Annotated in this window: 11 protein-coding genes and 2 pseudogenes; 8 read left to right on the forward strand and 5 right to left on the reverse strand. The window is 67.4% G+C overall.

Annotation, left to right across the window (positions count from 1 at the left end):
* Positions 1-99: 99 nt before the first annotated feature.
* Positions 100-1,974 (reverse strand): asparagine synthase (glutamine-hydrolyzing), encoded by a 1,875-nt coding sequence (gene asnB / locus ACIBK3_RS31450; protein ID WP_399370806.1) that lies wholly within the window; start codon positions 1,972-1,974, stop codon positions 100-102.
* Between the two features lie 174 nt (positions 1,975-2,148).
* On the opposite strand from asnB, the gene ACIBK3_RS31455 reads away from it, so the two are divergent.
* On the forward strand, positions 2,149-3,066 hold the full coding sequence (locus tag ACIBK3_RS31455; protein ID WP_399370807.1) for a 3-oxoacyl-[acyl-carrier-protein] synthase III C-terminal domain-containing protein: 918 nt from the start codon (positions 2,149-2,151) through the stop codon (positions 3,064-3,066).
* A gap of 95 nt (positions 3,067-3,161) precedes the next feature.
* On the opposite strand, the gene ACIBK3_RS31460 is transcribed toward ACIBK3_RS31455, so the two are convergent.
* A complete protein-coding gene (locus ACIBK3_RS31460) occupies positions 3,162-4,607 on the reverse strand; it encodes a condensation domain-containing protein (protein ID WP_399371036.1) in 1,446 nt (481 codons plus the stop codon).
* 426 nt (positions 4,608-5,033) lie between these two features.
* Here ACIBK3_RS31460 and ACIBK3_RS31465 point away from each other — a divergent pair, with 426 nt between their 5' ends.
* Positions 5,034-6,326, forward strand: coding sequence for a cation:proton antiporter (locus tag ACIBK3_RS31465; RefSeq protein WP_399370808.1), 1,293 nt, complete (start codon positions 5,034-5,036; stop codon positions 6,324-6,326).
* Positions 6,327-6,456: 130 nt separating this feature from the next.
* Positions 6,457-6,675 (forward strand): annotated as a pseudogene (locus ACIBK3_RS31470) (carbohydrate ABC transporter permease); the annotation flags it as partial.
* 184 nt (positions 6,676-6,859) lie between these two features.
* Here ACIBK3_RS31470 and ACIBK3_RS31475 read toward each other — a convergent pair.
* Positions 6,860-7,381, reverse strand: a pseudogene (locus tag ACIBK3_RS31475) (beta-galactosidase trimerization domain-containing protein); the annotation flags it as partial.
* Positions 7,382-7,401: 20 nt separating this feature from the next.
* On the opposite strand from ACIBK3_RS31475, the gene ACIBK3_RS31480 reads away from it, so the two are divergent.
* On the forward strand, positions 7,402-7,833 hold the full coding sequence (locus ACIBK3_RS31480) for an RICIN domain-containing protein (RefSeq protein WP_399371038.1): 432 nt from the start codon (positions 7,402-7,404) through the stop codon (positions 7,831-7,833).
* 452 nt (positions 7,834-8,285) lie between these two features.
* Positions 8,286-9,698, forward strand: a complete 1,413-nt coding sequence (gene lpdA / locus ACIBK3_RS31485; RefSeq protein ID WP_399370809.1) for a dihydrolipoyl dehydrogenase — start codon at positions 8,286-8,288, stop codon at positions 9,696-9,698.
* 145 nt (positions 9,699-9,843) lie between these two features.
* Here the strand turns inward: lpdA and ACIBK3_RS31490 are convergent, their stop codons facing one another.
* Positions 9,844-10,398 carry a DUF3455 domain-containing protein gene (locus ACIBK3_RS31490; RefSeq protein WP_399370810.1) on the reverse strand — a complete coding sequence of 185 codons (555 nt, stop codon included), beginning with the start codon at positions 10,396-10,398 and terminating at the stop codon, positions 9,844-9,846.
* Positions 10,399-10,804: 406 nt separating this feature from the next.
* Here ACIBK3_RS31490 and ACIBK3_RS31495 point away from each other — a divergent pair, with 406 nt between their 5' ends.
* Positions 10,805-11,029, forward strand: a complete 225-nt coding sequence (locus tag ACIBK3_RS31495; protein WP_399370811.1) for a hypothetical protein — start codon at positions 10,805-10,807, stop codon at positions 11,027-11,029.
* A 99-nt stretch (positions 11,030-11,128) separates the two neighbouring features.
* Here ACIBK3_RS31495 and ACIBK3_RS31500 read toward each other — a convergent pair whose 3' ends face one another.
* The gene (locus ACIBK3_RS31500; RefSeq protein WP_399370812.1) at positions 11,129-11,380 is read right to left on the reverse strand and encodes a hypothetical protein; all 252 of its coding nucleotides are present in this window, start codon (positions 11,378-11,380) and stop codon (positions 11,129-11,131) included.
* Between the two features lie 222 nt (positions 11,381-11,602).
* Here ACIBK3_RS31500 and ACIBK3_RS31505 point away from each other — a divergent pair, with 222 nt between their 5' ends.
* Both ACIBK3_RS31505 and ACIBK3_RS31510 read left to right on the forward strand, forming a co-directional pair.
* Positions 11,603-12,112 carry a riboflavin kinase gene (locus ACIBK3_RS31505; RefSeq protein ID WP_399370813.1) on the forward strand — a complete coding sequence of 170 codons (510 nt, stop codon included), beginning with the start codon at positions 11,603-11,605 and terminating at the stop codon, positions 12,110-12,112.
* Positions 12,113-12,238: 126 nt separating this feature from the next.
* Entirely contained in the window at positions 12,239-13,069 is an 831-nt protein-coding gene (locus ACIBK3_RS31510; protein ID WP_399370814.1) for a GntR family transcriptional regulator, read from the forward strand.
* Positions 13,070-13,149: the final 80 nt, after the last annotated feature.

The raw sequence follows: 13,149 nt of genomic DNA on the forward strand, positions 1-13,149 counted from the left end.
AGTCCATCCCTGTGTCCTCTCGCTGGGAATGGGTGCCCGGCCGAACCCGGAAGTCCTGTCCGCGGCGTAGGGGAATGCCCGGCCGGTCGGGGAGTGCATTCATGAGTAAGCGGGCAGGTTGAAGGCATCCAGGAGTATTCCGAAGGTCAGTACGACCAGCAGCAGATCGTCGGTGAGATGGGGATTGATGTCCGCGTCGGGCCGTAGTCCGCTGGACTTCAGCCGTTCGACCGCCAGAGGGTTGAAATACCCCTGCCGCTTGATGCGCTCGAAGGACAGGATGTCATTTATCCATTCAACGTGCTGCCGCAGCAGGGCGGGGCTGCCGGGCGCGCGGAACCCAAATTTCTCCCGTTCGATGATGGGGGGCGGGACAAGTCCTCGGGCGATCCGCTTCAGCACGTACTTCTCCCCTTGCTCGTTCACCTTCAGGCGCGGGGGTATTTTTGTCGCGAACTCCACCACCTCCCGGTCCAGGAACGGATAGCGCGCCTCGACGGAATTCGCGAGCGCCATTCGGTCGCCGTGATCCGAGAGCAGATGGTCCGAGAGTCGCAGTCTGAAATCCAGGTACGAACGCTGGTGCACAGGATGCCGCCCGGCGATTCGCCGCTGGTCCACAAGCGGAAAGTTCGTGCAGTCAAAGGTCGCGAAGTCCTCGACTACACCGTCCGAGTACATCTCCGTCTTGGTCTCGCTCCAGGCGTGGTAATCGCGCTCGTAGAAGATCCGGGTATCTCCCCAGAGTTTCCGCGACATCTCCTCCTCCAGCGCCGCATCGAGCCTGTTTCTCCGGCTACTCCGCCCACTGCTCGCATGGTCGAACCGGTAACCGGGGTAGCCGGCGAAGAGTTCGTCCGCCCCCTCACCGGTGAGGATGACTTTGTTCCCCGTCGCGCCGGCCATCTCGGACAGCCTGAGGGAGCAGGTGTTGTACACCTCCTTGACCGGGCACTCGGCGTGATAGACCATGCGCTGCAGGTTGTCGGTGATGTGGGCCGCATCGCATGGGCTTTCGTGGTGCCGGGAAGAGATCGCGTCCGCCATCAGTCGCTGATAGGGAGACTCATCGATCGCTGATCCGGGGAAGGCGATGGAGAAGGAGTGCGGCCTCGGCGACCTCGGCGCGGCTTCATTCGCCAGGGCCCCGATCAGCGAGGAATCCAGTCCCCCGCTCAGATAGAGGCCTACCGGGACGTTCGCCTGCAGTCGGTAGCGCACCGACTGCGACAGCAGTTCGCGCAGGGACTCGACGTAGTAGTCATCGGATTCCCGCCCGCAGTCTTCCCCTTCGGGCGGGAAGTCGAGGTCCCAGTAGCGGACCAGTTCCATCTCGCCGTCCCGGAGTGACAGGTACTGGCCTTGTTCGAGGCTGTGGATGCCGCGGAACATGGTGCGTGGGCTCACGAGGCCTGGAAATGTCAGGACCTGGTCCAGGCCCGTCATGTCGACTTCCGGGCGGACGTCCGGATGACTGAGGATGCTCTTTATCTCTGACCCGAAGACCAGGTGCCCCGCTGTCCGGGTGTAGTACATGGGGACGATCCCCATATGGTCCCTGGCCAGGAAGAGTTGTTTCCGCCGTTGGTCGTATGTCGCGAACGCGAACTGACCGTTCACCTTGCTGAGCAGTCCCATCCCCTCTTCCTCGTAGAGATGCACGAGGACTTCGACGTCGCACCGGGTTCGGAATGTGTGCCCCTTGGCCACGAGGTCCGAGCGCAGCTCCTTGTGATTGAATATCTCTCCATTGCATACCAGCGTGACGTTCCCGTCCTCGCTGAACATCGGCTGATTTCCGCCTGCGAGATCGATTATGCTCAGGCGGCGGAACCCGATCCCGACGCCGTCCGACAGGAATCTTCCGGTCGCGTCCGGGCCGCGATGTGCAAGGCTGACGGTCATGGTGTCCAGAATTTTTTCGTCGATGGGGTTTCTTCCGTGAAGGGACACCACACCCGCAAGTCCGCACATCGCCAGAGACTCCTCGCCTGGTATGAAGACTACAATGCGATGAGCTTTGCCTCTGAGTATTCAGCGTGTCAAGGGACGTCCAGCAGGGTCTTGACGTCCGGTTATTCACTGCGCCAGCCTGCTCTGGCCCCCAAACCCCGGCCAGGAGTCGTTCTCGGGAACTCGGAGATCGTTGTGTCAAGCACTCGTGCTTACCTGTCCAGAATCGCCTATGCTGTGGGAGACCGCGCAGCGCTGTCCGAGTTGGATGATCCAGTGATCGCACGGGAACTCGATAATCTGCATCAGGACGGTATGTCGCACTGCCGGGTCGCGAAAGAGGGCAGAACGCTACTGGCGGTCTCGGCCGCGCGGCAGAGCCTGGGCGGGACTCCGGGGGAAGCGACGGACGGGGTCGTGTATTGCACGGACACGGTTGCGGGTACGCCGACCCGTGAAGTCCGTCGGTTGTTGGCGGGCCTGGAATGCCCACCAGGCCCGGTCATGATGGCCGGAGGAAACGCTTGCGGAAACCTGGGGACCGGGCTGGAGATCGCAACAGGATGGCTGTCGGCGGGGCGGGCTTCATCGGTGCTCCTGGTGACGGCGGACGAGTTCACCGAAGGGACGCGCTACCTGGCCGCCGGGCGGACGGCCCTGAGCGACGGCGCGGCCTCATGTGTGGTGTCCACTGCCCCAGCCGGTGCGAGTTTCCGCATACTCGGCATGGCGTCCGGTGGCGCAGGGGGAACAGAGCCCGCGGCCGGGCACTCGCACGCCCTGCGTGAGACCGCTGAAGGCATCGGCCAGTCGGTTTCCCGCGCGACCGAAGCGGCGGGCGTCCCGGTGTCCGACTACCGGTACATCCTCACCGGTAATCTCGGTCATATGATGCGCGTTTTTCTCGCCATGGCAGCGGGATTCAAGCCGGACCGGGTGTACGCGCCCCAGGTGTCTTCGATGGCTCACTGTTTCGCCGCCGATATCCTGATCGCTCTTGACTCGATCGTCGCGGAGAAGCTGATCGTACCCGGCGACAAACTCATGTTGCTCCCCACGAGTATGGGTTCGTGGTCCGCGATCGCGGTGGAGCACGTAGATCAGCGAGTCTGAACCGTGGCCCGGCCGGAGGGCGAGCGCGAGGCGTTCCCGCGCCACACGGCCTGTGCAACCGAGGAAGGCTCCCGGTTGCACAGGCCGGTCCCCCCTCACGCGTCGCCGCCCCTGCGCAGCTCGCCCACCCGGATGCTCGTACCGCGGTCGGCGATGCGCTCGGCGAGCCGCAAGATGGAGTTCATCAGTTCCGTCATGCTCTCCCTCGGAAAGATCCCCGGATCATGCTCGACGTTCACGCCCGCGAGTCCGGACAACGAGAAGCAGTTCAACTCCAGGGCGAAACGGCCGCTCGGCGCGGACACCCACGGGAAATCGAGTGCGTCGATCCCCGCCACTGGATCGGCGACGATCGGGCTGTGCGGTTGTGCGCCGTGTACGTAGTTGAAGAAGAACGGCGGATCGCCGGGCAGCCCGCGGGCGCTGTACTCGGCGACCAGCCCGCGAGGGTCGTGCCTCGCGTTCTGCACCGCGTGGACCAGCGACTGTCCCGTTCTTCCGGCGAACTCGGCGAAAGTCTCCGCTGCGAGGCCTACGTCGGCCAGTAGAGCTCCGTGACGCGTCTGCAGCCCGACGTAGCGCAGTTCGTCAGGCGTGATCCTGTTGGCCGAACACACCGCCAGCCAGGCGTGCTCCGGACCGAACATCCTGTTGTAGACGATGAGGAAGAGCGAGAGCAGCACCGCCGGCAGGGAGGCCCGCGTGCTCGCCGCAAGCGTCCGGCAGGCGACCTCCAGCCTTCGGCTGCAACTGCCGCCGATCGAGGACTCGCGCTGCAGAGAATATGGTTTCGCAAGCCCCAGCCGGGCGGCCTCATCCGCGATGTCGCACAGGTGGCGAATGTTGCGTGCCGAACGCCTCAGAGCCTCGGGACTCTTCTCGTACTCCAGGATGGACCAGTGAGACCTGTCCTCTTCGGCCTCCTCCGAGGCGCAGCCGCTTTCGATGATCCGCACGGCTTCGGAGGCGATCGCCGTCAGGCTGTAGGCGTCCAGGAAGAAGTGCGCGGCCTTGAGGATCAGCGTTGAGCGTGACGGCTCCTGGACCAGTACCACAGCGATGTTGAGCCGGTTCTCCTCTCGGGCCACCTTGTCGATCTGCGCTGACGACGCGTCATTGAGGTTGCGGTCCTCGACCTCGAACACGAGCAGATCCTTGGCCGAGGCAGTCGGAAGCAGCGTCTGGGCGATTTCCCCGTCGGCACCACTGACCGCGACGGCGCGCAGCATCGGGAAGCGGACGACCAGTCGCTCGAACGCCGTCCTCGTCCTGCCGGCGTCGATCCTTACCCTCAGCGGAACGCTCAGCTCACACCTGTGCCTCCAGGTGAGATCCCGCAAGTCGTCGTGTGGGCCCAGCAGCCATGCCTGCTGGGCCCAGTTCAGTCCGACGATCCCTGATGACGGCATCCTGAGTGACCTCCTGGTCCCTGTCCGGGGGATGGGCCGAGCGGATGTTCCTGCCCGGCGAAGCGGTGGCTCACAGCGCGGATCCGGCCCCGGCCCGGCAGGTGGAGCCGGTCCCAGCTTCTTGCCTGTCATGCCCCTTTGGCCACTCGGCGCTTGGCACTCACCGGTGGCGGCACTGCATGAGCCCGGCACTGGGCCGACCGCGCCCGGTCCTGCGCGGCTTGGCACGGTGACGCCTGGACCATTCGGGAGCCGGGGACAATGATGGAGACGTCACGGCTCGCGGAAGGGCGGTGATGGTCGCTGGCCTGCCCGTAACAGGTCACCAGGCCGTGTTCTTGAGTTGAGCCCCCTCACAACATCGCGTGCCGTGTTGAGTGGCATCCGCGTCCTTGACGGCTCTGTGCGCGTTGGCAGAGGACGCGGGCTCGTCCGTGATTGCCGGGAGCCGGACCGGGTCCGCATTGGGTCGCCTCCGCCGTACGCCCCTTCACCGACGTGTGCGGACCCAACGTGACGACAAATCTCTGGACCACTTCCCTCGGGAGACGTACGGCCGTGAGTACCCAGCAGGTGTCGATGCTCTTTCTCGCTCTGGCGTTGATTTCACTCCTCGCGTTCGCCGCGGGAGCGGTGGCCCGGCGGTTGCGACAGCCGCCGGTTATCGGCGAAGTGCTGCTCGGCGTGCTGCTGGGTCCCACGCTGCTGAGCGCGACCGTCTCGCACACGTTGTTTCCTCAGGACCTCCGCCCGTTCCTTACCGCTCTGGCGAACATCGGCGTAGCTCTCTTCACGTTCACTGTGGGCGCCGAGCTGGACGCCGGCCTCATGCGGGGACGCCGGGTCGTGGCCGGAACGGTCGCTGCCGGCTCCATCGCGCTGCCCTTCCTGCTCGGCACGCTGCTCGCCTTGTACCTGTTCCACCATCACCCGACCCACGACCGGACGGGATTCGCGCTTTTCATGGGTACCGCGATGTCGGTCACCGCCTTCCCGGTGCTGGCCCGCATCCTCACCGACCGTGGCATGCAACGTACCTGGCTGGGGAACGTCGCGTTGGCGTGCGCCGCAATCGACGACGTCCTGGCCTGGACGCTGCTGGCCGTGGTCATGGCAGTCAGCGGTGCCGGCACTGGTTCGCAGTGGCTCCTGTTGCTCTTCGTGCCGTACCTGCTGCTCATGTTCACGGTCGTCCGGCCCGCTCTGCGCCACCTCCTGGAGCACCGACGGGTGGCCGATCCCCGTCGGCCGACCGCGATGGTCGTCACGCTTGTCGGTCTGCTGGCGTCCGCCGCCTTCACCGAATGGATCGGCCTGCACTTCATCTTCGGGGCCTTCGTCTTCGGCGCGGTCATGCCGCGACGCACAACGGGAGGTGAACGCGCGGACGTCACCACTCAGATCGCGGAGCGATTCTCCTACCTGAACGACCTTCTGCTGCTACCCGTCTTCTTCGTCGTCGCGGGCCTGAACGTGAATCTGTCGGGTATGGACGGCACGGACGTTGTGGAACTTGGCCTCATCCTTGCCGTGGCGGTGGGCGGCAAGTTCATCGGGGCCTTCGTCGCGGCCCGGGCCACCGGCATGAAGAGCCGGCCAGCGAGTGCGCTTGCCGTGCTCATCAACACCCGCGGCCTGACCGAACTCATCATTCTGACCGTTGGTTTGCAACTCGGCGCACTTGACGGCGAGTTGTACTCCACCATGGTCGTGATGGCCCTCGTCACGACGGCGATGGCCGGTCCCCTCCTGCAGTTGATCTACCCCGTGCGCAGGGCGCAGTGGACGTTGGAGCCCGGCGAAGCCGTGCACCATGAAGCGCACGTCGGCCCGGAGGGCAAAGGACGATGAACTGTCCGACGGACCCGAGCCAACGCAGAGCTGGGCGGACAACAGCGATGGCTCTGGCCCACTTCTTGTGTAGTCGTCTGCACAGCGTGGCTGCCCGATTCACGGGCACGATTCGATGCCGCATGAGCAGCCACTGATCATGCTCAACGACCCGAACCTGTACCCCGTCACGGTCGGCCTCTCGTCCTGGGCCGCCCAGGCGCAGAACGGCGGGGCCGGCGCCAGCAGCGACATGCTCCCGCTCGTCGTGACCGGCTCCCTGATCTCCATCGTCCCGCTCGTCATCGCCTTCCTCCTGCTCCAGCGCTACTGGCAGAGCGGCCTGGCCACCGGAAGCGTCAAGCAGTGACTGGAGCCGGCAGCCCGTCAGTTTCGCCGCCCCCGTGGATTTGATCCGACGCCCTGCCTGTTCCCGTACCGGTCGGAGGAACGGCAGCCGCTCCTGGTGGGTCCGGCGATTACGTACTCTCGCCGGTGAGGAGATGGCGCGGTGTCCTCGTGCCGGTTGCGTGCGGCCACCGCCGGCAGGTGGCTCAGCGGGGCTCGCGGACCACGGCGACGCCTCCCGGTGGGACGGTGACGGTTCCGGTGACCGGTGTGCCGGTGAGGAGTTCGACGCCTTCGGCAGGTGCTTCGGCACCCTTGCCGGTGTGGTCGATGAGGAACAGGTAGTCGGCCTGCGCGCCGCGGCGCCGGACGACCTCGATCCCGGCGGGTGCGTCCTGCTCCGGTGTGACGCCGGCCTCCTGACGGATGCGGTGGAGCAGGGCGGCGAGAGTGTCCTGGTCGGGGTGGGTACCCAGATACCAGGCGGTGCCGTTGCCGTGCCGGTGGCAGGTGACGGCGGGGTGGCCGGCCAGTGGGCCGTCGGCGTGGGAGGCGACGGCCTGTGCGCCGGTGAGGCGGATGCGTTCCGACCACAGGTCGGCCGTGGCGCCCGGCGCTACGTCGCCGGTCAGGCCGGTGGTCTCGCCCGGCAGCAGGGGGAAGAGCTCGTCGGTGACCACGCCGAGGACATCGCGGAACGCGCCGGGGTAGCCGCCCAGGTACACATGGGTAGACCGCGCTGCCGCCACTGAGCACCGGGCAGTACGTCCTCGTCAACAAGAACAGCGGGAAGTACCTGGACATCCCGCAGGGCTCGACCGCCACCGGTACCTCCACCCAGCAGTGGCAGAACTCCGCCTGCTTCTGCCAGCTGTTCACCTTCCAGTCCGCCGGCGGCGGAGCCTGGACCATCAGGAACGTCAACAGCAACCTGAACCTGGACATCCGTAACGGCTCCACCACCGCCGGAGCCGCCGTCGTCCAGAACACGCCGTCCACCGCGAACTCACAGAAGTGGACCCTCACCGACGCGGGCAACGGCTACTACGAACTCAAGAACGTGAACAGCGGCTTCAACGCCGCCGTCGCCCAGTCCTCCACCACCAACGGCGCGGCAGTCGTGCAGTGGAACGACCTGAACATCGACGACCAGTTCTGGAAGATCGTCCGCATCAACTGAACGGCTTCACGAAGGGCCTCCTGCCAGCTCGAGATCGCGATGCGAACCGGGCGTCAGGAGGCCCTTGTGGCGTCTGAAAGCACGCCCGCTCTCCGCGCCCGGCAAGAGGGTCTTCCCCCTCCCGCAGAAACACGTCCGCTCGCGGCGCTGCCGTGAGTGTCGACAGGCCTGTTGATCGTGTCGGGGCCGGGGCCATCCGCAGGAGTCGACGAGGCGTCGCCCGGCCGATGATGTGGGGTGGGCATAGATCACGGCATCGGGGTGCTGAACGTTTACGTTCGGGGTGACTGTCGCCGAGGTGGTGGATCATGTGGTCGACCCTCGTTCTCCGGCGGTCCCTGCGGCGCGCGGTGGCGGAAGCCACCGCTGCCGAGTGCTGAACAGGTTGTTCGATCGGGAGTGGGTCGGCCCCCAGCGGGGGAGTCGGCCGCCCCAGCGGAAAGGAACTGTCCATGGACGAGCAGGATGAGCGCTTCGACGTCGTCGTACTCGGCGCCGGCCCCGGCGGGTACGTCGCCGCCATCCGGGCCGCCCAACTGGGCAAGCGGGTCGCGGTCGTCGAGGAGAGGTACTGGGGCGGCGTCTGCCTGAACGTGGGCTGCATCCCCACCAAGGCCCTGCTGCGCAACGCCGAACTCGCGCACATCTTCACGCGCGAGGCGAAGACCTTCGGCATCAAGGTGGACGGGGAGGTCTCCTTCGACTACGGGGAGGCGTTCCGCCGCAGCCGGAAGGTCGCCGACGGCCGGGTCAAGGGCGTCCACTACCTGATGAAGAAGAACAAGATCACGGAGATCAACGGGCGCGGCACGTTCCTCGACCCGCACACCCTCCAGGTGGCCGACTACGACGGCAACACCCGCACCATCGGCTTCGACCACTGCATCATCGCCACCGGCGCCACCCCCAAACTGTTGCCCGGCACCCGCCGCACCTCGCGCGTGGTGACGTTCGAGGAGCAGATCCTGGCCGAGGACCTGCCGCAGTCCATCGTGATCGCGGGCGCCGGCGCGATCGGCATCGAGTTCGCCTACGTCCTGCACAACTACGGCGTCAAGGTCACCATCGTCGAGTTCCTGGACCGCGTCGCCCCGCTGGAGGACGCCGAGGTGTCCGCCGAACTCGCCCGCCAGTACCGCAAACTGGGTATCGACGTGCTCACCTCAACCCGGGTGGAGTCGATCGACGAGTCGGGTCCGCAGGTCCGCGTCACGGTCACCGGCAAGGACGGCGCCCAGCAGGTGCTGGAGGCCGACAAGGTGCTGCAGGCGATCGGCTTCGCGCCGAACGTGACCGGCTACGGCCTGGAGAACACCGGCGTACGCGTCACCGATCGCGGTGCGATCGACGTGGACGGCCGCTGCCGTACCTCGGTCCCGCACATCTTCGCCATCGGCGACGTCACCGCGAAGCTGATGCTGGCGCACGCGGCCGAGGCGATGGGCGTGGTGGCCGCGGAGACGCTCGCGGACGCCGAGACCATGGAACTCGACTACACGATGATCCCGCGTGCCACTTTCTGCCAGCCGCAGATCGCGAGCTTCGGTTACACGGAGGCGCAGGCGCGGGAGAAGGGCTTCGATGTCCAGGTCGCCAAGTTCCCGTTCACCGCGAACGGCAAGGCGCAGGGCCTGGGCGACGCGACGGGCTTCGTGAAGCTGATCAGCGACGCGAAATACGGCGAACTCCTCGGCGGACACCTCATCGGCCCGGACGTCACCGAACTCCTCCCCGAACTGACCCTGGCGCAGCAGTGGGACCTGACCGTGCACGAGGTGGCCCGCAACGTCCACGCCCATCCCACGCTGGGCGAGGCGGTCCAGGAGGCCGTCCACGGCCTCGCCGGCCACATGATCAACATGTAGGGGGCGGTGACCCCCTTGTGACGGTGGGTACCGGACGGCGTCTCTGGAGAAGGAGTGGACCGCGAACGTGCTCCCGCGGGGGGCAGGCACGGCAGTGGCCGCCTGGAGGTCGTCCGGGAAGCCACTGCCATCGCTGCCTACCGCATCACTTCGCGGGCTTGTAGAAGGCGTACGTCGCGGAGTAGGGGACGCCGACCTGGTCGGTGCCGGTGCACGCGGTGGTGGGGGCGACGCCGCCGTGGGTGTTGAGGCGCTGGATGTAGGAGACGTCGGCGAACATCCCGGTGCCGCGGGTGGCGGTGGACTGCAGGAGGAGCTCGGGGATGGTTCCGGTCTTGGGGGAGTTGGCGATGGCGGCGGCGTTGACGGCGCTGCCGTCCACCGTGGACACCCAGACGGGGCCGCGGGAGTGGAGGGCGACGGTGCGGCGGGAGCCGTCGTTCCTGGCCCAGAGGGTGGCGGCGGGCTCCAGCAGCTTCCAGGCGCCGTCGGTGCAGGTGTAGGTCTGGACGCCCGCGGCGGAGAAGACGCCGGTGAGGCGGTTGCCGTCGGGCACCTTCAGCGCGGCGGGAGCGTCGACACCGGGGTGGGCAGGACGCTGCGCGGTTGCGGCCTGGCCGGCCGTCGCGGTCAAAAGCGTGCCGGCGGTGACGGCGGCGAGAGCCGTGGCGGTGAGGACGAGACGCTTGGTGAGCTGCATCAGGGTGTGTCTCCAGAGCGATTTTCTGAACGATTTCGCGGGGGGTGTTGACGCGGACGCCGTGCATGTCCCTGTGCCGGGGCGGTGCAGGTTCCGGCGTTGCGGGCCGGTCACGTGCTCTTCGGCCTCGGTGCCGCACTGTACTGGCAATGCCCGCTGTCCGGGCTGCCAATTGCTGGATCGATGTGTGACCAACTCCATTCGCGGGAAAGGGAGTTGCCGCATTCGTCTGCTGTTTCCGCTCGCCTGGCGGGCCGCACTTCGCGGGTTCCGGCGTGCCGATGCCCGCCTCGCCGCGGTTCGCCAGGACGCAGGCGGGCCACCGATTGTCGTCGGTCCGGGCGGCGATCGCCGCCGAGCGGCCGTAGGCGAGTCCGAGCCGTCCGGGCCGCGGACCACCCGGGCGGTGGCGGGGAAGTGGGCGGTGTCGACGTGCGGTTCGTCGTGGTGGACGGCTGCCGGGGCCGGCACCTCTTTCGGCGCCGGCACGGCATCGGTGCGCAGGGCCGAGGCCGGCCCGGTCGAGAACACCGACGAGGCGTACGACCTCGTCCTCGCCTCCGACGTGCGCCTCCGCTTCGCCGTCGACCCCGGACTCCGGTCTGCCCCCGAGACACGGACCTCCGCCTGACCCCGGTATGTGCCGGCCCAGGTCGCGCGCCGGGACCCGCAGGCCGTACCTCGGCGGCGGTCCTTCGCCGACTCGCCGGGCCCCGCACCGGGGCGCGGTTCACGTGGGCAGTGAGCGCAGGGCGTGCAGGTCGGCGGCGGTCGGGTAGTGCCAGACCAGGTAGCCGAGGGGGACCCCGGTCCGGTCGGCCAGCCACTCGTGGTCGAGCTCGGTCGGGCCGGCCTGCCGGGCGGCATCGCTCAGCAGCCGGATGCGGCGAGTGGCCCGGTCGGAGGCGATGACGCGGTAGTCGCGCGGCCTCTTGCGGCGAGCGCCGTGCCAGCGCCCGTCCCTGGTGCCTCGAAACGTCATGCCGGGGAGTCAAGCGTGCCGCTGTTGCTCGAGGGTCACCCTCCGGTTGCGGGTCCTTTGCGCCGGGCTCGGCCCTTTCCGGGACAAGAGGGCGCGCGCCGCAGCAGCACAAACGGCGTAATCCAGACGTCACCCCCGACTCGTTCACCCGCAACGGCGGTCCGTCGCACTGGTCCTCGACCCACTCCGTACCCCGTAACCCGTACCGAAGGAGCAGACAAGATGGACCAGATCTTGGGCGGCATCGTCCTGCGCGCGCCGCTTGGTGCGCTACCGAAGCTTCACCGGAACCCGGGCAAAGCAGCGCACAAGCAGCTGGGGCTCATCGAGGGACCGGTTGAGCACGGCGACCGGCGGGGCCGCGAACTCGGGTTCCCCACCGCCAACCTCGTGCTGGGCGACGACGAGAGCGTCAGCGACGGAGTGTGGGCCGGACTGGTGCGCCTGCCCGACGGCGCCACGTACGGCGCGGCCGTGTCGGTCGGCCGGAGGGCCACCTTCTACGGTCGCGACGGGATCCGCCTTCTCGAAGCACACCTGCTGGACTTCTCCGGCGACCTCTACGGCCAGTGGCTGCGCGTCCGGCTCGAACACAAAATCCGACCGCAGCGCCGGTTCTCCGACGTGGAGGCCCTGGTGGAGCGGATGCACCAGGACATCGCCGACACCCGGCTCTGGCTGGACGCCAACGCGCGCCTGCGCGTCTGCGACGGCACGACCGACCGGCCCTGAGGGTGCGCTGCCGGCGCGAGAGCCATCAGGGCGCAATACGTACGTCGCATTCGAGGACGATTCAGGCAACACTGCGCTGCTTCCATGCTCAGGCTGGATGAATGCCTCTTCGAAGGGGGTTTCCTCATGGCAGATGATCTGTTGCCCCGTCACGCCGCACAACCGAGACCGTCGACGGTGGCCGCTGCCGCCCACCCCGTCGGCCCGGTGCGCCCGGAGACGCTGTACCAACGGCGCCGCCAGACTCCGGACCGGCTGAACAACTCCATGCGCAGGGCCTACGACCTCCTGCGTTCCTCGCTGCAAAGCAGCCCCGAGAGCCTGTACCTGGTCGAGAGCGAGCTGACCGAGTCGCTGTCGGCGAGCCGCAACACCGTGCGTGCGGTCCTGCAGCTCCTGGCCAAGGACGGTCTCGTCACGCGCAGCCCGAAGCGCGGTACGCGCTCCGCCCCCGTGACGACCTTGCGGATCAACCAGATCGCCCCTGTCGAGGCGTTCGGCGGCGAGCGGGCCGTCCACACCCAGCTCCGTGCCCTGGACCACCAGGTCATGGGCTGTCCGGGCCTGGTGCGTGAACGGCTGGAGCTCGTCGGGGACTGGACCGTGCTCATGATGGAGTCGCTCGTCCTCCGGCAGGAGCTGGTGCTGGGCATCCTGGTGAGCTACGTCGCGCTGAGTCCCGAGCAGTCCCGGGACGTCGTCGTCGACGAACCGGACGCGATCTTGTTCCTGGAGAGGCACTTCGGCGTCAGGATCCGCGGAACCAAGTCGACGACGATCGGTGCGACCGCGGCCGACGCGCAGTCCGCGCGGTTGGTGGGTGTGGAGGTCGGAGCGCCCATGCTCTTCCTGGAGGACGTCCTGGAGGACGAGCACGGCCAGGCCAGGGCGCTGTCGCAGTTCCGGCTGCGGAGCGACCTGATCGCCTTCCAGACCCACGCCGTCCGATCGGCCTGACACCCCCGATCAGCCTGCCGACCACGGCCCATGGCTCCACTCGCCCCGCTCCCACCGGAGCGGGGCGAGTGGAGCCATGG

Source organism: Streptomyces sp. NPDC050287, assembly GCF_044459385.1.
Lineage (GTDB): Bacteria > Actinomycetota > Actinomycetes > Streptomycetales > Streptomycetaceae > Streptomyces.